Raw genomic sequence first — 17,748 nt, 5'->3', positions numbered from 1 at the left:
TGACGTCGGGATGACACGCCCCTCCCGGGCGTGTTGACCCGATAAAGGTCTTGGTGGCGTCCAAGGCGTTCCGAACCCCGAGCGGAGTTTCCACAGTGCGTTCCCGAGACGTCCCGCAGACGGCGGACATCGCCCAGTTCCCGGTGGCCCGGCCGCGGCGGCTTCGCCGTACGGCGGCGCTGCGCCGCATGGTCGCGGGAACGCGGCTGCACCCGGCGGAGCTGATCCTGCCGGTGTTCGTCAAGGAAGACATCACCGAGCCGCAGCCGATCGGGTCGATGCCCGGCGTGGTGCAGCACACCCGCGACTCGCTCCGCAAGGCGGTGCACGAGGCGGCGGAGGCGGGCGTGGGCGGCGTCATCCTGTTCGGCATCCCCGCCGTCAAGGACGCCAGGGGCTCGGCCGCCGACGACCCCGACGGCATCGTCCAGGTGGCGTTGCGCGACCTGGCCGCCGACGTGGGCGACGAGCTGGTCCTGATGACCGACACGTGCCTGGACGAGTACACCGACCACGGGCACTGCGGCCTGCTCACCGAGACCGGCGAGGTCGACAACGACGCCACGCTGGAGCGTTACGCCTCGGCCGCGGTCGCCCAAGCCCGCGCGGGATCGCAGGTGATCGCGCCGAGCGGCATGATGGACGGCCAGGTGGGGGCGATCCGCGCGGCGCTGGACGCCGAGGGCTTCACCGACATCCCGATCATGGCCTATTCGGCGAAGTACGCCTCCGGCTTCTACGGACCCTTCCGCGAGGCGGCGGAGTGCGCTCCACAGTTCGGCGACCGCAACGCCTACCAGCAGGACCCGGCGGGATCGGCGGACGAGGCGCTGCGCGAGGTGCGGCTCGACCTGGCCGAGGGCGCCGACATCGTGATGGTCAAGCCGGCGCTGGCCTACCTGGACATCCTGAGCCAGGTGCGCGACCTGGTCGAGGTGCCGGTCGCGGCCTACCAGGTCAGCGGCGAGTACGCGATGGTCGAGGCGGCGGCGGCCAACGGCTGGATCGACAGGGAGCGGATCATCATGGAGTCGCTTCTCGCCATCCGCCGTGCGGGCGCGGACCTCATCCTGACCTACTGGGCGACGGAAGTCGCGCGCGGACTATCCTGACCGTTCATTCCGGGGGGTCGCGCTGCGAAGATCAGGGCGGGCAGGGCATTATCGGAGCACGTTCCTGTGGGGAGGAGCACCAATGGTGGGGGTACCGCTGGCCCGTCGCACGAAACGGCGTGCGCACCGAGCGCCGCGGAAGATCACATCGGTGCTCGAATACGCCCAGCTCGGCTGGGCGACGGCCGTCGGTGCCCATCCATCCGGCGAAGGGGGCAGAGCCTGTTCCTGTGACCGGATCGGCTGTCCAGAGCCGGGCATGCACCCCCTGTCTCCCGCCTGGCAGATGCAGGCCACGACGGACACCGCGCTATTGACGCGGTGGTGGGAGCAGGAGCCAGACGCCAACGTGATCCTGCCCACCGGACGAGTGTTCGACGTCTTCGACGTGCCGGCCGCGGTGGGCCTTCCCGCGCTGGTAGCGATGGACGCCGCAGGCTTCGAAAAGGGCCCGGTCGCCGCGAACGGCGACCGGGTCCTTTTTTTCGTCGCCACCCGCGGCGCCCCCGACGACGAGGACGAATGGTGGTCGTGCCACCTCGACGCCGACCCCGAGACCATCGACGAGACGCCCGGACTGCGCTGGCACTGCCGCGACAGCTACGTGCTGGCCCCGCCGTCCACGCTGGCGACCGGCGAGGCGGTGAGCTGGATCCATCCCCCGGACGGGCGGCCGCTGCCCGATCCGCTGCGGGTGCTCGACCAGCTCGCCGACGCGTTCGAGTGACGCCTCGACGCCTGATCCGGTACGGCCGCTGGCCTGCGCGGCCTCTAATCTGGGGGGCGTGACTCGAACCCAGACCTCCGAGGCCCTGTTCGCCCGCGCGCGTGAGATCGTCCCGGGCGGGGTGAACTCCCCGGTGCGCGCCTTCGGCGCCGTCGGAGGCACCCCCCGTTTCATGGCCTCCGGTCAGGGGCCGTACATCACGGATGTGGACGGCAACCGCTACGTCGACCTCGTGTGCTCGTGGGGCCCGATGATCCTCGGCCACCGCCACCCCGCCGTGGTCGCGGCCGTCGAGGAGGCCGTGGCCGGCGGTTTCTCGTACGGCACCGCCACCGAGGGCGAGGTCCTGCTCGCCGAGGAGATCGTCTCCAGGGTCGAGCCGGTGGAGAAGGTCCGCCTGGTCAGCTCCGGAACCGAGGCGACCATGTCGGCCGTACGACTGGCCCGGGGTTTCACCGGCCGGTCGAAGATCATCAAGTTCGCCGGTTGCTATCACGGGCACGTCGACGCGCTGCTCGCCTCGGCCGGCTCGGGCGTGGTGACCTTCGGGCTGCCCGACACCCCCGGCGTGACCGGGGCGTCGGCCGCCGACACGATCGTCCTGCCGTACAACGCGATCGAGGCCGTCGAGGAGGCGTTCCGCTCGTTCGAGATCGCCTGCGTGATCACCGAGGCGTGCCCGGCCAACATGGGTGTGGTGCCGCCCGCCGACGGGTTCAACAGCCGTCTGCGCGAGCTGTGCACCGAGCACGGCGCCCTGCTGATCATGGATGAGGTGCTGACGGGCTTCCGGGTCTCGGCCGAGGGGTGGTACGGCATCGATCCCGTGGAGGCCGACCTTTTGACCTTCGGCAAGGTCATGGGCGGCGGGCTTCCCGCGGCGGCGTTCGGGGGGCGGGCCGACGTGATGGCCGCCCTCGCCCCCGAGGGACCCGTTTACCAGGCGGGCACGCTGTCGGGGAACCCGATCGCCTGCGCCGCCGGCCTGGCGACGCTGCGGGCCCTGGACGACGACGCCTACGACCGGGTGGACGCGGCGGCCCTGGTGATTGGCAGGGCCGCGTCCGACGCCCTGGCGGCCGCCGGGGTGCCCCATCGGCTGCAGCGGGCCGGGAACCTCTTCTCGATCTTCTTCACCGACCGGCCGGTCACCGACTTCGCGGCGGCGCAGACGCAGAACACCGACGCCTACCGGGCGTTCTTCCACAGCATGCTCGACCAGGGGGTCTACCTGCCGCCCTCGGCGTACGAGGCGTGGTTCCTGTCGGCGGCCCACGACGACGAGGCGCTCACCCGCGTCGCCGAAGCCCTGCCTCTCGCGGCGAAGGCGGCCGCCCAGGCTATTTGAGCAGGACGCCGAGGTCGATCTCGACGGGGAAGGGGACCGGCACGGCCAGCCGTTCGTGATGGATCCCGGTCAGGCCGTAGACGCCGCCGGCCGGGTCGATCTCGTACACGTACACGACCGGCTGCCCGTCGTTCTCCTCCACTCGCCAGAAATGCGGGATGCCGGCCTCGCCGTACCGCTGCGGCTTGGTCTTCCGGTCGGGGTCGACGGAGTCGGGGGAGACGACCTCGACGACCAGTCGTACCTCCGCGGCCGTGTAGAACGTGCGCTCGTTGTCGGCCGCCGCCTCGGCGGTGACCACGAGGACGTCTGGGCAGGGGCGCATGCGGGGCCCGAGCTTCACGTCCATCTGGTCGACGGCACAGAGCCCGCCGGGAGCCTGGATGTCGAGCTGCTCGGTCAGGCCGCGGATCACGCGCTGGTGGAACCGTCGCTGGGGGACCTGACAACGAGGGCCCCGTCGATCAGCTCGACGTGCCGGAAGAAATCGGGCTCGCCATTCGGGCCTTCTGGCGGCAGATGATCGAGGTCGTCGGCGGTCCATCCCCTCGGAGGCGGCGCTGGCCGGTATTCGAGTGAGCTGCTCACATCCGCAGCATCGCTGCCATCACGGGGTGTCGTCTGGTGAATCGTCCCCGTGACAGGTGACCTCAGCGGGTCGGGAAGGGGCGGCGAGTACGGCTGTGCCGGGCGTTGGTCGCAAGGGTCTCCAGGTAGGAGACCTGTGGGGTGGTCCGGGGAGCGGGCTTAATGAAGATCTTGTTGAAGATTCGCATGCCTATATCTTCGCGGTGCTTAATTGTTGAGCACAAGCAAGATTTTCTTAGGTGCTTGGTTTAGACTGGCTACATGTTGGACCTGAACCGGCTGAAGGCGCTCCACGCGGTGGCCGTCTACGGCTCCGTGGGCGCCGCGGCGGACGCGCTGATGGTCACCCCGTCGGCCATCTCTCAGCAGCTCGCCAAGCTCGAACGGGAGACCGGCACGGTCCTCGTCGAGCGCAACGGGCGTGGCGTCAAGCTGACCGACGCGGCCGGGCTGCTCGCCGACCACGCGGAGAGGATCCTCGCCCTCGTGGAGACCGCCGAAGCCGACTTCGAGGCCCTCAGGGGCGCGGTGGTGGGCAGGCTGACCATCGCGGCCTTCCCGACGGCGGCGCGCGGCATCGTCCCGCGCACGCTTTCCGCGCTGAAGAGAAACCATCCCGACCTGGCCATCTCGCTCTACGAGCGCGAACCGGAGCGGCAGCTCAGAGACGTCTCACGCGGAGAGATCGACCTCGCCGTGGTCCAGGACTGGCTCAACCGGCCGATGGCGATGCCCGACGGCCTGTCCCGCGCCGCGCTGATGGACGACATCGCCGACGTCATCGTGCCCGCCGGCCATCCGCTGGCCGGCCGTAGGGAGGCACAGCTCGCCGACCTTCCCGGCGACAGCTGGATCAGCTCCTCTCCCGGCACCGTATGTCACGATTTCCTGAGTTTTTTGCTGCGCTCAGTCGAGCGCGAACCGGAGATCGTCTGCATGGCGGACGAGTACCCGACCCAGATCGCGCTGGTCGCCGAGGGCCACGGGTGCGCGCTCATCCCGCGCCTCGGCCGCGGCCCTCTGCCCAGCACCGTCGGCGTGGTGGCGATCCAGCCGCGCCCCGTCCGGCGGTTGTACGCCGTGTGGCGCACGGACGCGGCGCGCCGTCCGGCCATCCGGGCGGCCGTGGAGGCCCTGCGCTCCACCTGCGCGGACATGGGCGGCGAGTAGGGCCCTGCGTGCGGAGGGCGGATCTCGTCGGCCGGTAGGCTGTCACGGCCATGACTGAGACCACGATCGTTCACCTCCTGCGCCACGGCGAGGTACACAATCCCGCCGGGGTCCTGTACGGCAGGCTCCCCGGCTACCCGTTGTCGGCCAACGGCAAGCTGATGGCCGAGATGGTCGCCAAGGCCGTCGCCGGCAGGGACATCGTGGAGCTGTGGAGCTCGCCCATGGAACGGGCGCAGCAGACCGCGGCCTCTTCGGCCGACCTGCTGAACCTCGAGGTCAAGCTCGACGATCGCCTGATCGAGGCGGCCAACGTGTTCGAGGGCCTGTCGATGGCCGGCCAATCGGGGGTGTTCCGCACTCCCGGCCAGTACCGTCACTTCAGGAACCCGTTCCGGCCGTCGTGGGGCGAGCCGTACCGGGACATCGTCGCCCGGATGAAGTCGGTCGTCGACGACGCGCGCAAGCAGGCGCGAGGCCACGAGGCCCTGCTCGTCAGCCACCAGTTGCCCATCTGGGTCATGCGCCTCGCGGCCGAGGGGCGGCGCCTGTGGCACGACCCGCGCCGCCGGCAGTGCGCGCTGGCCAGCCTCACCAGCTTCACCTTCGAGAACGGCCGTCTCATCAGCGTCGGATACAGCGAACCCGCGGGGTCCCTGGTCAAAGGCAACGCGGTGCCGGGGGCCTGACCCGCCGACCACAGCAGCCCATGTCGTCGGTAGAGTGGCAGCTCTACCGGTTGTAGTGCAAGGAGATCCTCCTCCCGTGACCGCTAAAAGCCTGCCTGTGATCGCCGCTCTGGCCGTGACAGTCCTCGCGGGCTGCGCGGGCAATCAGGCGTCCTCCAGCCCCGGCGACACGCGCTTCGTGGCCGGAGACGGCAAGGTCCAGGTCTTCCCCGTGGCCGACCGCCACAAGGCGCCCGCGGTCGAGGGGGGCACGATCGACGGCGGCACGGCCAAGCTGACGCCGGGCAAGGTCAACGTGCTCAACTTCTGGGCCTCCTGGTGCGCGCCCTGCCGGGCCGAGGCGCCGGCGCTCAAGGAGGTCGCGGCCGAGACCAAGGCCAAGGGTGTGCAGTTCGTCGGGGTCAACTTCAAGGACCTGCAGGCCTCGGCGCAGGCCTACGACCGGACGGTTCAGATCGGCTACCCCAGCATCTTCGACAAGAGCGGCACCGTGCTGCTCTCGTTCCAGGGCACCGTGCCCCCGGCCGCGATCCCCTCGACGCTGATCATCGACAGCCAGGGCCGCATCGCCGCCCGGGCGCTCGGCGCGGTCAAATACAAGGACCTGCTCGACGCGGTCACCAAGGTGAGCGATGAGTAACCTCGGCGGCGCCGTCGCCAGCGGATCGCTGGTGCTCGCCCTCCCGATCGCCTTGCTCGCCGGGCTGGTGTCGTTCGTCTCCCCATGTGTGCTGCCGCTGGTGCCGGGCTACCTGTCGTACGTCACGGGGATGAGCGGCGACCCTAAGCGGAGCCGCATGGTGCTCGGCAGCGGCCTGTTCGTGCTCGGGTTCGCTGCCGTGTTCGTGCTCGGCGGCGCGTTGTTCGGCGGGATCGGCGGCGTGCTGCTCGGCAACGCCGGCGTGATCACCCGCGTGCTCGGCGTGCTGACCATCGTCTTGGGCCTGGCCTTCATCGGGCTCATCCCCGGGCTCGACCGCGACGTGCGGATCCGCCGCTTCCCCGCGGCCGGCCTCGCCGGAGCGCCCCTGCTGGGCGTGGTGTTCGGGCTCGGCTGGACGCCCTGCATCGGGCCCACGCTGGCCGTGGTGCTCACGTTGTCGGTCGACCAGGGCAGCGCCGCCAGGGGCGCCGTCCTCGCCTTCGTCTATGCCCTGGGTCTCGGCCTGCCGTTCGTGCTGGCCGGGCTCGCGTATCGCAAGGCCCTCCACGCGTTCAAGGCCGTGCGCCGCCACACGGTGGTCGTCACGAGGATCGGCGGGGCCATGCTGGTCTGCGTCGGCCTGCTCCTCGTGACGGGGCTCTGGGGCGACCTCATCGCCGGCCTGCAGGGGTGGGTCGGCGGATTCGAACCGGTGATCTGATGACCTTGCCACCCGACACCCGAACGCCCGCCGAGACGTCCATCGGCAGTACGGCGCCCGAGGAGCCAACCCGGCCGGTCGGCCTGGGGGTGATCGGCTGGCTGCGCTGGGGCTGGCGCACGCTCACCACGATGCGCACGGCGCTGATCCTGCTCTTCCTGTTCGCGCTCGGATCGGTGCCCGGGTCGATCTTCCCGCAGCGGGGCGTCGACCCGGACAAGGTGGCGCAGTACTTCCAGAACTCCCCGACCGAGGCGGAGTGGCTCGACAGGTTCAAGCTCTTCGACGTCTTCACCTCGCCGTGGTACGCCGCCATCTATCTGCTGCTGTTCATCTCGCTGGCCGGCTGCGTGCTTCCGCGTGCGTTCACCCACGTCAAGGAGATCCGCCGCAAGCCGCCCGCCGCCCCGCGCAACCTCACACGCCTGCCGTACGGCGAAGCCTTCGAGGGCGATCTGACCGTCGAGGAAGCGGCGGCCAGGCTGCGCAGGAAGCGTTTCCGCGTCGTCACCGGCCCCGACTGGGTGGCGGCGGAGAAGGGCTACCTGCGCGAGACCGGCAACCTGTTCTTCCACCTCGCCCTGCTCGGGCTGCTGTTCGCGGTCGGCGCCGGAGGCCTGTACGGCTACCGCGGCAACGTGCTGGTCGTCGAAGGCGACGGCTTCGCCAATACGGTCGCCGCCTACGACCGGTTCATGCCGGGGCAGCGCGTGACCGCCGAATCGCTGGCACCGTTCTCGTTCACGCTGAAGGACTTCCACGCGACGTACGTCGACTCCGGCGAGAAACTGGGCCAGCCGCTCGACTACGGCGCGAAGCTCTCGGTGAAGGACACGCCGTCGTCGCCTCCCCGTGACGTCGAACTGAAGGTCAACGATCCCCTCGACGTCAACGGCACGCTGACCTACCTCATCGGGCACGGCTACGCCCCCGTCGTCAAGGTGACCGACGGCAAGGGGCAGGTGGCCTACGAAGGGCCGGTGCCGTGCCTCGTCGACGACCAGGCGACCTACACCTCCGAATGCACCATCAAGGTGCCGGACGCGCAGCCGGCCCAGCTCGGGATCTCGGCCCGCTTCTTCCCGACCACCGCGACCGACGGGAAGACCTGGTGGTCGATCTATCCCGGTGCGGACAACCCGAGCCTCCAGGTCTACGCGGCCTACAAGGGAGATCTCGGCCTCAACTCCGGGCAGCCCCAGTCGGTCTACGTGCTCGACGCAACGGGGATGGAACCGCTCCTCAACATGTCTGAGCCGCCTCACGCCCCGCTCCTGGTCGGTGGCACCTTCGAGCTGCCCGGTGGTGCGGGGAAGGTGCAGTTCACCGGCGTCAAGGAATGGATCACCATCCAGGTGACCCGCGACCCCGGTCGCATCCCCGCTCTGGTCGCCGCCGCGGTCGCCGTGATCGGCCTCGTGCTCTCGCTGATGGTCCGCCGCCGCAGGGTCTGGGTCCGGGTGACGGGCCGCAAGGTCGCGGTGGGAGGATTGACCCGCACGGAAGGGGACGGGAGCGCGTTCTCCGAGGAATTCGCCGGGCTCGTCGCCCTCCTCCGTGACTCTCAGGACTCTCCGGATTCTCCCGATTCTCAGGCTCCTCCGGCTCCTCAGGCCGGGGACCGGGCCGCAGCCTCACCCACAGAGCCGGGAACCGGCCCCGACGAGGAGTAGAAATGTCGTCCCAGGTCAACGGGGGACTCGCCACGCTGAGCGACCAGCTCATCCTGGCGACGGTCCTTCTCTATCTCGCCGCCATGATCGGTTATGCGCTGGAGCTGGCGTTCGGCCGGGTCCGGACGGTCGCCGTCGTCCCGAAGCGGCAACCGGTGACCGTGGGGGGCGGTGCGTCGGATGACGTTCCCACCGGCACGGAGGAGCCCGCGGACGTCGAGCCGGAGGCCTGGGCCATCAAGGCGGGCGGCATCGCCGTCCTGCTCTCGTGGATCGGCTGGGCGGCCAACCTCGCCGGCATCCTGACCCGCGGCATCGCCGTGGATCGGTGGCCGTGGGGCAACATGTACGAGTTCGTGGTGGCGATCTGCTTTGCCGCCGTGACGGCGTTCCTGGTGCTGATGACCCGCCAGCCCATCCGGTTCCTCGGTGCTTTCGTGACGCTCACGGCCGCGCTGGGGCTCGGGTTCGCGGTGCTCTTCCTGCATGTCCAGGCCGGGCCGGTGATGCCCGCGCTGAACTCCTACTGGATCGCCATCCACGTCACCGCCGCCATCGTCGCCAGCGGCCTGTTCATCCTCGCGGGCGTCACCGCCATCCTGTTCCTGATCAGGAAGGACGGTGTGGCCTCGGTCCTGCCGGCGCGCAAGGACCTGGAGCGCATCACGCACCGGGCCATCGTGATCTCGTTCCCGATCTGGACCTTCGCCGTCATCGCGGGAGCGATGTGGGCTGACCGGGCCTGGGGTCGCTACTGGGGCTGGGACCCCAAGGAGGTGTGGGCGTTCATCACGTGGGTCGCCTACGCCGCGTATCTGCACGCCCGTGCGACCGCCGGCTGGCGGGGCAAGGCCGCCATCATCGTGTCGTTGATCGCCTTCGGCTGCCTGTTGTTCAACCTGATCGGCGTCAACATGTTCTTCAGCGGCCTCCACTCCTACGCCGACCTCCCCAAGTAACCCCCCACACACCCCCCTCTTGCGCGTGATCATGCAGAAGTTCGCGCGAGGGGGGTCTGAGGTGCACAACCCTTGTGCGTGATCATGCAGAAGTTCGGGGATTGTGGCGTCCACCTGCGACGACGCGATTCGTGATCATGCAGAAGTTCGCCGGTATGCGCCTCGACCTGCATCGATGTCATTCGTGATCGTGCTTTGGCGTTGCCGTACGGCATTGCCGGCGGAGAGCATGATCAAGAGTGCTGTTTGCGCCGGTCGGCGGGGTCGACGGCGAAGTAGTGCATGATCACGAAAAGCGTCTCCGCAGGTCGGCTGCCCAATCGACGAACTTCTGCATGATCACGAACAGAAGCGTCGCAGGTCAGGTGGCGTGCTTCCGAACTTCTGCATGATCACGGCGAGGGAGGGGGCAGGTCGGAGGGCGTGTCGGCGAACTTCTGCATGATCACCTCAAGGTTTTGTGGTCATCCCCAAGGCTTCAGTCTTCGTCGCGGAGGCGGCGGTCGAGGCTGCGGAGGAATTCGGGGTCGTCGTCCGGGCCACGGGGGGCTTCGGCTTCGGGCGCCGGGCTGAGATGCTCAGCCATTCCATATCCGCCGTACATTCCGGCGACCGAGTCCCCCTGCCGCGGGCGCCCGAGGAGCACCCAGAGCAGGCCTCCCAGGGCGGCGAGCAGCACCACGATGACGACCCAGAGCACCTTCGGCAGTCTCCGGACCTCCTGCTCGGGACTCGTGATCACGTCAAAGAGGCAGTAAAGCCAGAAGGCCAGCAGCGCCAGACCGAGAATCACGCTAGGCATGTCCACACGGTAAGCCATATCGACATGTGATCGTCTTTGCGCGGCGATAGCCGTACTTCATTCTGCGTGACGAGGCGGGGACGGCAACGTACGGTGGACCGGTAGAAACGGCGATCGGACACGCGAGGGGTGCGATGGCGGCGGAGCCGGGCGACAGGGGACGCCACCGGCGCGGACCGCGGTGGTGGCAGCGCGGGCCGTACGCGTCGTCACACCGCGAGACGGACGCTCCGGGGCGATCCGCCAAGGAGGCCGGACGTCCCAGGGAGAACGAGCGTTCCAAGGAGACCGGCCGGTTCTGGGACGCCGAGCGTTCCGTGGATAGGGCGCACACGGTCACCGCTCCGGTGGTCGACGACCGGCCCCAGTACACGTGGCGGGATTTCGAGCTGGACGACCAGCCCGTACGCGCCGAGCCTCATCATCCGGACATGCCCGACCTGAGGGATGGCCGGCGGTATTGCGGGCCGCTGGAGCGGGTCCTCTACCGCCAGTGGGACGCCGCCGACGGGCCGCCCTCCCCTGACGCGGTACGGGCGGTGGACAGCCTGGCGCGCCTGCCCGAGGGCATCAAGGCCAAGCTGGCCATCGGGCTCGACGGCATCTACATCGGCCGTGGAGGCGTGCCGGACCTCGACGACATGGGCTACCTGCGCGGAGCCCCTCTCCCGTCGGGCCGGGCGACTTGGGACATCTGCGCCGGCGCGTACGGCGACCGCAAGATCGTGGTTGGGGACCGGCCGTCCCCGACGCCGGACGTGATGATGCACGAAGTCGGGCATGCGCTGGACGACGTGGACGCGAGTCCGGGAGAGTGGGTGTCGGACTCTCCGGAGTTCGCCGCGCTCTACGAGGACTGCCTGCCGATGTTCGCCTCGGCGTTCCACCGGCAGCGGGGCGGTCTCGGACGTAAGGAGTTCTTCGCCGACGCCTTCGCGGCGATCGCGTCGCGTCAGCGTCCGGCCCTCGTGGACATGCTCGGCGGCGACACCCGGACCGCGCTCAACGTCATGCTCTTCTTCAACAGGCGCTACGGAATCTAGGTGATCGGGATGTACGTGATCCGGCTCGGTGACGGGACACTGCGCGTGCCCCAATCACTGACCAGCGATGACGGGCGCCTGATCGGCAACGCGTACGTTGAGATCGCTCCAGGCGAGCCGGACTACGACAGATGGGTGGCTGAGTCGATCACCGAGGCCGAGGAGTCCGCGCGGCGGCGCAGGTGGCGCGAGGAGAACGACGAGCTGGAGCGGGAGTTCCTGGCCTTCAAGGCCGAGCAGGAATGACGCGTATGAGACCAGGCCGGGCAGGACGGCCGGGCTGACTCGGGTGACCCTGCGCTATCTGGGTAGCGCGCAGGATCACCTGAATGCTGGCGCTTGCGTCAGATCCGCGGCGATTCGCCGTTCGGCCGGTCGGCCGTAAGGACGTCCTCGCCACGTAGGAGGGCGTGCACTTCCGACTCGCGGAACCGCCTGTGCCCACCGGGGGTACGGATGCTGCTGATTCGTCCCGCCGCGGCCCAGCGTGTCACGGTCTTCGGGTCGACCCGGAAGAGGGCGGCAACCTCTCCAGGGGTCAGCAGTCGCTCGCTGCTACTCTCCACAATCTCTCCCCCTCGCATCCCGCGTCCTGCAGCGGGCGGACAGGTAACCAGTGTGCCGAGCGAAGCCTGATTTATCCGTGGTTTTCATAGAAGATCACGGGATGTTACCGGCTCAGTGCCCGATTGTTATATGATAGAGCCTCTTTGGGGCGCTGATGGGTGTTTCTTTACAAAAGCGCCGTGTCGTGAACACTAGCAGTGCTCGCGCCAGATGCGAAGAGAGACCTACATCTCGGGAAGGTGACGTAACCTCGACGCTGTGCATCCGGTAGTCGTTTACACCCTTTCACGCTTCGGCCTGTTCGCCGTCGCCCTCGCCGTCCTGTATCTCGTGGGCCTGCGCACCTACTTGCTGCTCGCCGCCGCATTTGTGGTCAGCGGGGTGGTCAGCTACGTCCTGCTGTCGAAACAGCGTGACGCTCTGAGTGAGCGGATCGCCAGGAAACGCCAGGGATCTGGGGAGAACTAGGTCGCCGGGAACATGCCGACCCGGGCATGGTACTCACGTCCCAGGCTCGTCGTGTCGCTTCCAACCAAAAGCCCCTTCTTTACTGTCATGAACGCCTTTACCCCGATTCCCCTTTCTCGGGTGGGGTTCCAACTTTGCGCCTTGCCGGTCACGGGGTCGATCGCCCCGATGCCCGGCCGGCTCACCGCGCCCGGCCCGCGGGTGTCGGCCCCCATCGGATTGTCGAGCCACCGTTGGTGACCCCCGACGTATACGGCCGACCCGGTGATCGCCACCGAGTACAGCGAGTCGCCTCCGGTGAGGTTCACCCATGTCGGGCGGATCTGGTCCCCCCTGGCGTATGTCTCGAAGCGGGCGGCTGAGTCGCACAGCTTCGTGGTGCCGGGGAAGGGGCCGCCGGTCGTGACGACCACGAAATATCGCCCGTCAGGGGAGACGTCCACTCCGCGGACGTACGACGGGAAGTCGGGCTTGCACGCCGTCGCGTACGCGTCGGTGTGCCAGTCGGCGACCTGTCCCGTGGTCAGGTCGATGACCCCGAGTTGCGGCCTGCGCAGGCCGTCGAGCGTGCCGAACGAGCCGTCGACCACGAGCCGGTCGCGCGTGGCCGCCATGGCGTAGACCTTGACGGCCGAACTGGGGCCGCCCTCCGGCGTGACCGTGAAAGCCGGATCGGTCTCTCCCGTCTCCACGTCCACCCGGGCCAGTGCCGTACGGAGGGTCCTGCCGATGCGGTAGAAGTCGCCGCCGACGTAGAGCTTGCCGCCCTGCCGAACCAGGCTGTACACGTCTCCGCCGTAGACGGGCGCGGAGAACGATGCCACCGGGGAGCCGTCGGTCACCCGCAGGCGGACGAGGCCCCGCTCCGAGGCGACGAACGAGCCGCCGGCGAAGACGGTGCCGTCCGGACCGGCGGCCAGGGCGTTCACGGCGCCGCCGCTCAGGTCGGGGGCGAAGTCACGCAGGACCCGGCCAGTGGAGAGATTGAAGGCGAAGATATTGGCCCGGGGGATCTCCTCGTTGCCGCGGGCCTCCTTCACGGCGCCGAACCGGCCGCCGACGATCACCGTGTTGCCGACGAGGGCGAAGGCGTTGACGATGCCGTCGAGCACGTGCGGGGTGTTGTCGACCGGATTCGCCGACACGACGCGGGCCTGCCTTATGCCGGCCTCGGCCGGGACGGCGACGAGGGCGACGAGGGCGGCGACCGCGAGCGATGTGGTTCTGGCGAGCATTCCCAAAGTTCTAGCAGACGGACTGTAATCAATGAACTACGTTCCGCTCATCGCGCGACGGTGGTGAGGCCCCCACTGCCCGGCCGCCTAGGCTTACGTGCATGACGCGCGCATCGCTGGACAAGCAGCCGCACGAGGTCGCCGCGATGTTCGATCGCACGGCCCGGCGGTACGACCTGGTCAACGACGTCCTCTCGATGGGGCAGGACCGCCTGTGGCGCAAGGCGACCGCCGCCGCGATCGACGCGGGCCCGGGGGAACTGGTCCTCGACCTGGCCGCCGGCACCGGCACCTCGACCGACGCCTTCACCATGTTGGGGGCGCGGGCCATCGCCTGTGATTTCTCTCTCGGAATGTTGCGGACCGGGGTGGAGCGACGCGGCGGCTCCGGCTTGTACGGCGGAGGCGTCCGGGGAGTGAGTTTCGTCGCAGGCGACGCTCTGCACCTGCCTTTCGCCGACGACGTCTTCGACGCCGTGACGATTTCCTTCGGGCTGCGGAACGTGGCGGACACCGACCAGGCGCTGCGCGAGATGCTCAGGGTGACCAGGCCGGGCGGGCGCATGGTGATCTGCGAGTTCTCCCGGCCGCCCGTCAAGTCGTTCGACCTGGTCTACACGCAGTATCTGATGAAGCTGTTGCCGCAGGTCGCGAGGGCCGTGAGCTCGAATCCCGACTCGTACGAGTACCTCGCGGAGTCGATCCGGGCCTGGCCTGACCAGGCGGCGCTGGCGGCCGTCATCCAGAAGGCGGGATGGCGGAAAGTGGCCTGGCGCAACCTTTCTTTCGGCATCGTCGCGCTCCATCGGGCGGTCAAGCCGGAGGGCGTCAATCCTTAGCGTCACCCCCTCTGACATCGTGCCCGGGATAAGGGTTAGACTTCGGCGCGACAAGTTTGTGAAGTGGTTCACAAAGGCACGAAGGTCCACAAACTCGAGACCTTCCTTCCTTCGACAGGGACAGGTCCCCCGTGAGCGAGCGAGACCGCGCGAAGCGGAGAGCAGCGGACGCCGACGTGATCGTCGTCGGTGCGGGCCCCTCAGGGGCGACTGCCGCATTCTTCCTTGCCAGGGCCGGGCTCGACGTCCTGCTCCTTGAGAAGACGCACTTCCCCCGGGAGAAGGTCTGCGGCGACGGCCTCACGCCCCGGGCGGTCAAGGAGCTCATCGGGATGGGCGTCGACATCGACGCGCCCGGCTGGATCAGGAACAAGGGCCTGCGCGTCGTCGGCGGCGGCCTCCGCCTGGAGCTCGACTGGCCCGAACTGCACAGCTACCCCGACTTCGGGCTCGTGCGCACCCGCATGGACTTCGACCAGATCCTGGCCGAGCACGCCTCCAACAACGGCGTCACGCTCATCCAGGGCATCACGGTCACCGGCCCCATCCTGGACGAGCGCAGCGGCCACATCGTCGGCGTCACCGCCAAGAAGGACGGCGAAGAGGTCTCCTACGGAGCCAGGCTCGTCGTCGCCGCAGACGGCAACTCCTCACGGCTGTCCCTCGCGATGGGCCTCCACAAGCGCGAGGACCGCCCCATGGGCGTGGCCGTACGGACGTATTTCACGAGCCCGCGGCACGACGACGACTATCTGGAGTCCTGGCTCGAACTCTGGGACGGCGACCGGCTGCTGCCCGGCTACGGCTGGGTCTTCGGCGTGGGAGACGGCACCTCCAACGTCGGCCTCGGCCTGCTGAACACGAGCGAGGCGTTCAAGAACATCGACTACCGCGACCTGCTGCGGCGCTGGGTGAAGGGCATGCCCGCCGAGTGGGGCTACACCGAAGAGAACATGACCGGCCCGATCAGGGGCGCGGCGCTGCCGATGGCGTTCAACCGGCAGCCGCACTACACCCGGGGCCTGGTTCTCGTCGGCGACGCGGGCGGTTCGATCAACCCGTTCAACGGCGAGGGCATCGCCTACGCCATGGAGACCGGCAGAACCGCCGCCGACGTGATCGTCCAGGCGCTGTCCCGGACGACCGCGGCCCAGCGTGAGCGTGTCCTGCAGGAATACCCGCGTATCCTCAAAGAGGTCTATGGCGGATACTTCACTCTCGGCCGGCTGTTCGTCGAGGCGATCGGCAAGCCCGGGGTGATGAAGTTCGCCACGCGGCACGGGCTTCCACACCCGACCCTGATGAGATTCGCCCTGAAACTTCTCGCTAATCTCACAGACCGGCGAGGCGACGCCTCCGACCGCATCATCAACGCCCTGTCCAAGGTGGCTCCGCGCGCATGATCTCCATCACAGCAGCAATCTCCGGCGGTCTCCCCGAGACCGCGGGTACGGGGATCGCTGCGCCGAAGCCCGCCCCGACCGTCCTATTCCACCGACCAAGCGAGGACATGTAGCCATGGAGCTGTATGTGCCGATTCTGGTGCTCGCGGTCCTCGCGGCGGGATTCGCCGTGTTCTCCGTGGGTATCGCGCCCTTCACCGGGCCGAAACGCTGGAACCGCGCCAAGCTGGACGCCTACGAGTGCGGCATCGAGCCGACTCCCCAGCCGGTCGGCGGTGGCCGGTTCCCCCTGAAGTACATGATCACGGCGATGTTGTTCATCGTGTTCGACATCGAGATCATCTTCCTCTATCCGTGGGCGGTGACCTTCGACAAGCTCGGCTTGTTCGGGCTGGTCGAGATGGTGCTGTTCATCGTCACCGTCCTCGTGGCGTACGCCTACGTCTGGCGCCGTCGCGGTCTCGATTGGGATTAGCCATGGGCCTTGAAGAGAAACTCCCGAGCGGGTTCGTCCTCACCACCGTCGAGCAGGTGGCGGGCTGGGCCCGGAAGAACTCCGTCTGGCCGGCGACGTTCGGTCTCGCGTGCTGCGCGATCGAGCTCATGGCGACGGGCGGGCCCACGCACGACCTGGCGCGGTTCGGCATGGAGCGCGCCTCGGCGTCGCCCCGCCAGGCCGACCTCATGATCGTCGCCGGTCGGCTCTCGCAGAAGATGGCCCCCGTGCTGCGGCAGATCTACGACCAGATGGCCGAGCCCAAGTGGGTCATCGCGATGGGCGTCTGCGCCTCCAGCGGCGGCATGTTCAACAACTACGCCATCGTGCAGGGCGTGGACCACGTCGTGCCCGTCGACATCTACCTGCCCGGCTGCCCGCCGCGGCCGGAGATGCTGATCGACGCCATCGTCAAGCTGCACGACAAGATCCAGAACATGAAGTTCGGCGCGCACCGGGCCAAGCAGATCGACGAGCTCGAGCTCCAGGCGCTGCGGACGCTGCCGCTGATCGACCAGGGAGCCGACAGATGAGCACCGACAACCTCCCTGAGGTGCCCGGGGCGACGCCGGAAGAGGCGGCCATCGCCCGCACCGGCATGTTCGGCGTAGAGGGCAGTGGCGACACCTCCGGATACGGCCGGCTGCTCGTGCGGCGCCCGCCGCTGCCCTCGTCGGCCCGGCCGTACGGGTCGTACTTCGACGAGGTGGCCGACGCCCTCGAGCCCGCGTTCGGCGGCGCGATCGAGCGCGTGGTCGTGGACCGCGACGAGGCCACCTTCCACATCGCCAGGGAGAACCTGGTCGAGGTGATGCGCCACCTGCGCGACGACCCGGCGCTGCGGTTCGAGCTGTCGCTCGGCGTCTCCGGTGCCCACTACCCGGACGAGACCGGCGCTGAGCTGCACGCGGTCTACCACCTGTGCTCCATCACCCACAACCGGCGGATCAGGGTCGAGGCTTCCTGCCCCGACGACGACCCCCACATCCCGTCCACCGTTCCGGTCTACCCGACGCACGACTGGCACGAGCGGGAGACCTACGACTTTTTCGGGATCGTCTTCGACGGTCATCCGGCGCTGACGCGCATCGAGATGCCCGACGACTGGGAAGGCCACCCGCAGCGCAAGGACTACCCCCTCGGCGGAATCCCGGTCGAGTACCGCGGCGCCGAGATCCCCGCGCCGGACCAGAGGAGGTCGTACTCGTGAGGAAGCACAGCACTGCCGCCTGTCAGGAGTCGGCGAGCCGAGCGAGGAGAGCGTC

General features: G+C 68.6%; 22 protein-coding genes. 17 read left to right on the top strand and 5 right to left on the bottom strand.

The window, feature by feature from the left end; all coding sequences use genetic code 11:
- Positions 1–95: 95 nt before the first annotated feature.
- The 3 genes from hemB (at position 96) to hemL (ending at position 3,187) form a co-directional block, all read left to right on the top strand.
- Positions 96–1,112 carry a porphobilinogen synthase gene (gene hemB / locus Pth03_RS09995; RefSeq protein ID WP_239118891.1) on the top strand — a complete coding sequence of 339 codons (1,017 nt, stop codon included), beginning with the start codon at positions 96–98 and terminating at the stop codon, positions 1,110–1,112.
- Positions 1,113–1,194: 82 nt separating this feature from the next.
- The gene (locus tag Pth03_RS09990; RefSeq protein ID WP_203943882.1) at positions 1,195–1,839 is read left to right on the top strand and encodes a bifunctional DNA primase/polymerase; all 645 of its coding nucleotides are present in this window, start codon (positions 1,195–1,197) and stop codon (positions 1,837–1,839) included.
- A 58-nt stretch (positions 1,840–1,897) separates the two neighbouring features.
- On the top strand, positions 1,898–3,187 hold the full coding sequence (gene hemL, locus Pth03_RS09985; protein WP_203943881.1) for a glutamate-1-semialdehyde 2,1-aminomutase: 1,290 nt from the start codon (positions 1,898–1,900) through the stop codon (positions 3,185–3,187).
- Here hemL and Pth03_RS09980 read toward each other — a convergent pair.
- Both Pth03_RS09980 and Pth03_RS42030 read right to left on the bottom strand, forming a co-directional pair.
- The gene (locus Pth03_RS09980) at positions 3,180–3,602 is read right to left on the bottom strand and encodes a Uma2 family endonuclease (RefSeq protein ID WP_239118890.1); all 423 of its coding nucleotides are present in this window, start codon (positions 3,600–3,602) and stop codon (positions 3,180–3,182) included. The genes hemL and Pth03_RS09980 overlap by 8 nt on opposite strands.
- A 235-nt stretch (positions 3,603–3,837) precedes the next feature.
- Positions 3,838–3,963: a hypothetical protein gene (locus tag Pth03_RS42030; RefSeq protein ID WP_275413066.1), complete on the bottom strand. Its 126-nt coding sequence runs from the start codon at positions 3,961–3,963 to the stop codon at positions 3,838–3,840.
- A gap of 73 nt (positions 3,964–4,036) precedes the next feature.
- Between Pth03_RS42030 and Pth03_RS09975 the strand changes: the two genes are divergently transcribed.
- From Pth03_RS09975 to ccsA, 6 genes are all read left to right on the top strand, one after another.
- Positions 4,037–4,945 (top strand): LysR family transcriptional regulator, encoded by a 909-nt coding sequence (locus tag Pth03_RS09975; RefSeq protein WP_203943880.1) that lies wholly within the window; start codon positions 4,037–4,039, stop codon positions 4,943–4,945.
- Between the two features lie 50 nt (positions 4,946–4,995).
- A complete protein-coding gene (locus Pth03_RS09970; protein ID WP_203943879.1) occupies positions 4,996–5,634 on the top strand; it encodes a histidine phosphatase family protein in 639 nt (212 codons plus the stop codon).
- Between the two features lie 76 nt (positions 5,635–5,710).
- Positions 5,711–6,274 (top strand): TlpA family protein disulfide reductase, encoded by a 564-nt coding sequence (locus Pth03_RS09965; RefSeq protein WP_203943878.1) that lies wholly within the window; start codon positions 5,711–5,713, stop codon positions 6,272–6,274.
- Entirely contained in the window at positions 6,267–6,998 is a 732-nt protein-coding gene (locus Pth03_RS09960) for a cytochrome c biogenesis CcdA family protein (protein WP_203943877.1), read from the top strand. The genes Pth03_RS09965 and Pth03_RS09960 overlap by 8 nt, the downstream gene beginning before the upstream one ends.
- Positions 6,998–8,671 (top strand): cytochrome c biogenesis protein ResB, encoded by a 1,674-nt coding sequence (resB, locus tag Pth03_RS09955; protein WP_203943876.1) that lies wholly within the window; start codon positions 6,998–7,000, stop codon positions 8,669–8,671. The genes Pth03_RS09960 and resB overlap by 1 nt, the downstream gene beginning before the upstream one ends.
- Before the next feature lie 2 nt (positions 8,672–8,673).
- The gene (gene ccsA / locus Pth03_RS09950) at positions 8,674–9,630 is read left to right on the top strand and encodes a cytochrome c biogenesis protein CcsA (protein ID WP_203943875.1); all 957 of its coding nucleotides are present in this window, start codon (positions 8,674–8,676) and stop codon (positions 9,628–9,630) included.
- Between the two features lie 478 nt (positions 9,631–10,108).
- On the opposite strand, the gene Pth03_RS09945 is transcribed toward ccsA, so the two are convergent.
- Complete coding sequence (locus Pth03_RS09945) at positions 10,109–10,432, bottom strand: PLDc N-terminal domain-containing protein (protein ID WP_203943874.1); 324 nt, start codon at positions 10,430–10,432, stop codon at positions 10,109–10,111.
- Between the two features lie 134 nt (positions 10,433–10,566).
- Between Pth03_RS09945 and Pth03_RS09940 the strand changes: the two genes are divergently transcribed.
- A complete protein-coding gene (locus tag Pth03_RS09940; RefSeq protein ID WP_203943873.1) occupies positions 10,567–11,475 on the top strand; it encodes a hypothetical protein in 909 nt (302 codons plus the stop codon).
- A gap of 9 nt (positions 11,476–11,484) precedes the next feature.
- Entirely contained in the window at positions 11,485–11,721 is a 237-nt protein-coding gene (locus tag Pth03_RS09935) for a hypothetical protein (protein WP_203943872.1), read from the top strand.
- Positions 11,722–11,819: 98 nt separating this feature from the next.
- On the opposite strand, the gene Pth03_RS09930 is transcribed toward Pth03_RS09935, so the two are convergent.
- Positions 11,820–12,059: a BldC family transcriptional regulator gene (locus Pth03_RS09930; protein ID WP_203881816.1), complete on the bottom strand. Its 240-nt coding sequence runs from the start codon at positions 12,057–12,059 to the stop codon at positions 11,820–11,822.
- A gap of 241 nt (positions 12,060–12,300) precedes the next feature.
- On the opposite strand from Pth03_RS09930, the gene Pth03_RS09925 reads away from it, so the two are divergent.
- Positions 12,301–12,510 (top strand): DUF4229 domain-containing protein, encoded by a 210-nt coding sequence (locus Pth03_RS09925; protein WP_203943871.1) that lies wholly within the window; start codon positions 12,301–12,303, stop codon positions 12,508–12,510.
- Here the strand turns inward: Pth03_RS09925 and Pth03_RS09920 are convergent.
- Positions 12,507–13,745 (bottom strand): hypothetical protein, encoded by a 1,239-nt coding sequence (locus Pth03_RS09920; RefSeq protein ID WP_203943870.1) that lies wholly within the window; start codon positions 13,743–13,745, stop codon positions 12,507–12,509. The two genes, Pth03_RS09925 and Pth03_RS09920, sit on opposite strands and share 4 nt — an antisense overlap.
- Before the next feature lie 101 nt (positions 13,746–13,846).
- Between Pth03_RS09920 and Pth03_RS09915 the strand changes: the two genes are divergently transcribed.
- The 5 genes from Pth03_RS09915 to Pth03_RS09895 all read left to right on the top strand — a co-directional run bounded on the left by Pth03_RS09915 (position 13,847) and on the right by Pth03_RS09895 (position 17,693).
- Positions 13,847–14,584: a demethylmenaquinone methyltransferase gene (locus Pth03_RS09915; protein ID WP_203943869.1), complete on the top strand. Its 738-nt coding sequence runs from the start codon at positions 13,847–13,849 to the stop codon at positions 14,582–14,584.
- 131 nt (positions 14,585–14,715) lie between these two features.
- Complete coding sequence (locus tag Pth03_RS09910) at positions 14,716–15,987, top strand: geranylgeranyl reductase family protein (RefSeq protein WP_203943868.1); 1,272 nt, start codon at positions 14,716–14,718, stop codon at positions 15,985–15,987.
- A gap of 115 nt (positions 15,988–16,102) precedes the next feature.
- Positions 16,103–16,462 carry an NADH-quinone oxidoreductase subunit A gene (locus tag Pth03_RS09905; RefSeq protein ID WP_203943867.1) on the top strand — a complete coding sequence of 120 codons (360 nt, stop codon included), beginning with the start codon at positions 16,103–16,105 and terminating at the stop codon, positions 16,460–16,462.
- Positions 16,463–16,464: 2 nt separating this feature from the next.
- Positions 16,465–17,016 (top strand): NuoB/complex I 20 kDa subunit family protein, encoded by a 552-nt coding sequence (locus Pth03_RS09900; RefSeq protein WP_203881821.1) that lies wholly within the window; start codon positions 16,465–16,467, stop codon positions 17,014–17,016.
- On the top strand, positions 17,013–17,693 hold the full coding sequence (locus tag Pth03_RS09895; protein ID WP_203943866.1) for an NADH-quinone oxidoreductase subunit C: 681 nt from the start codon (positions 17,013–17,015) through the stop codon (positions 17,691–17,693). The genes Pth03_RS09900 and Pth03_RS09895 overlap by 4 nt, the downstream gene beginning before the upstream one ends.
- Positions 17,694–17,748: the final 55 nt, after the last annotated feature.

Source organism: Planotetraspora thailandica (assembly GCF_016863335.1).
Lineage (GTDB): Bacteria > Actinomycetota > Actinomycetes > Streptosporangiales > Streptosporangiaceae > Planotetraspora > Planotetraspora thailandica.
Note: the sequence above shows the minus strand (reverse complement) of the source record. Positions and strands in the feature narration are given on the sequence as shown.

Excerpts from the sequence above, each read along its gene's own strand:
- Pth03_RS09990 (WP_203943882.1), top strand. The coding sequence starts at position 1,195 with ATGGTGGGGGTACCGCTGGCCCGTCGCACGAAACGGCGTGCGCACCGA.
- Pth03_RS42030 (WP_275413066.1), bottom strand. The coding sequence starts at position 3,963 with ATGCGAATCTTCAACAAGATCTTCATTAAGCCCGCTCCCCGGACCACC.
- Pth03_RS09975 (WP_203943880.1), top strand. The coding sequence starts at position 4,037 with ATGTTGGACCTGAACCGGCTGAAGGCGCTCCACGCGGTGGCCGTCTAC.
- Pth03_RS09970 (WP_203943879.1), top strand. The coding sequence starts at position 4,996 with ATGACTGAGACCACGATCGTTCACCTCCTGCGCCACGGCGAGGTACAC.
- Pth03_RS09960 (WP_203943877.1), top strand. The coding sequence starts at position 6,267 with ATGAGTAACCTCGGCGGCGCCGTCGCCAGCGGATCGCTGGTGCTCGCC.
- resB (WP_203943876.1), top strand. The coding sequence starts at position 6,998 with ATGACCTTGCCACCCGACACCCGAACGCCCGCCGAGACGTCCATCGGC.
- ccsA (WP_203943875.1), top strand. The coding sequence starts at position 8,674 with ATGTCGTCCCAGGTCAACGGGGGACTCGCCACGCTGAGCGACCAGCTC.
- Pth03_RS09945 (WP_203943874.1), bottom strand. The coding sequence starts at position 10,432 with ATGCCTAGCGTGATTCTCGGTCTGGCGCTGCTGGCCTTCTGGCTTTAC.
- Pth03_RS09940 (WP_203943873.1), top strand. The coding sequence starts at position 10,567 with ATGGCGGCGGAGCCGGGCGACAGGGGACGCCACCGGCGCGGACCGCGG.
- Pth03_RS09935 (WP_203943872.1), top strand. The coding sequence starts at position 11,485 with ATGTACGTGATCCGGCTCGGTGACGGGACACTGCGCGTGCCCCAATCA.
- Pth03_RS09930 (WP_203881816.1), bottom strand. The coding sequence starts at position 12,059 with ATGCGAGGGGGAGAGATTGTGGAGAGTAGCAGCGAGCGACTGCTGACC.
- Pth03_RS09920 (WP_203943870.1), bottom strand. The coding sequence starts at position 13,745 with ATGCTCGCCAGAACCACATCGCTCGCGGTCGCCGCCCTCGTCGCCCTC.
- Pth03_RS09915 (WP_203943869.1), top strand. The coding sequence starts at position 13,847 with ATGACGCGCGCATCGCTGGACAAGCAGCCGCACGAGGTCGCCGCGATG.
- Pth03_RS09905 (WP_203943867.1), top strand. The coding sequence starts at position 16,103 with ATGGAGCTGTATGTGCCGATTCTGGTGCTCGCGGTCCTCGCGGCGGGA.
- Pth03_RS09900 (WP_203881821.1), top strand. The coding sequence starts at position 16,465 with ATGGGCCTTGAAGAGAAACTCCCGAGCGGGTTCGTCCTCACCACCGTC.
- Pth03_RS09895 (WP_203943866.1), top strand. The coding sequence starts at position 17,013 with ATGAGCACCGACAACCTCCCTGAGGTGCCCGGGGCGACGCCGGAAGAG.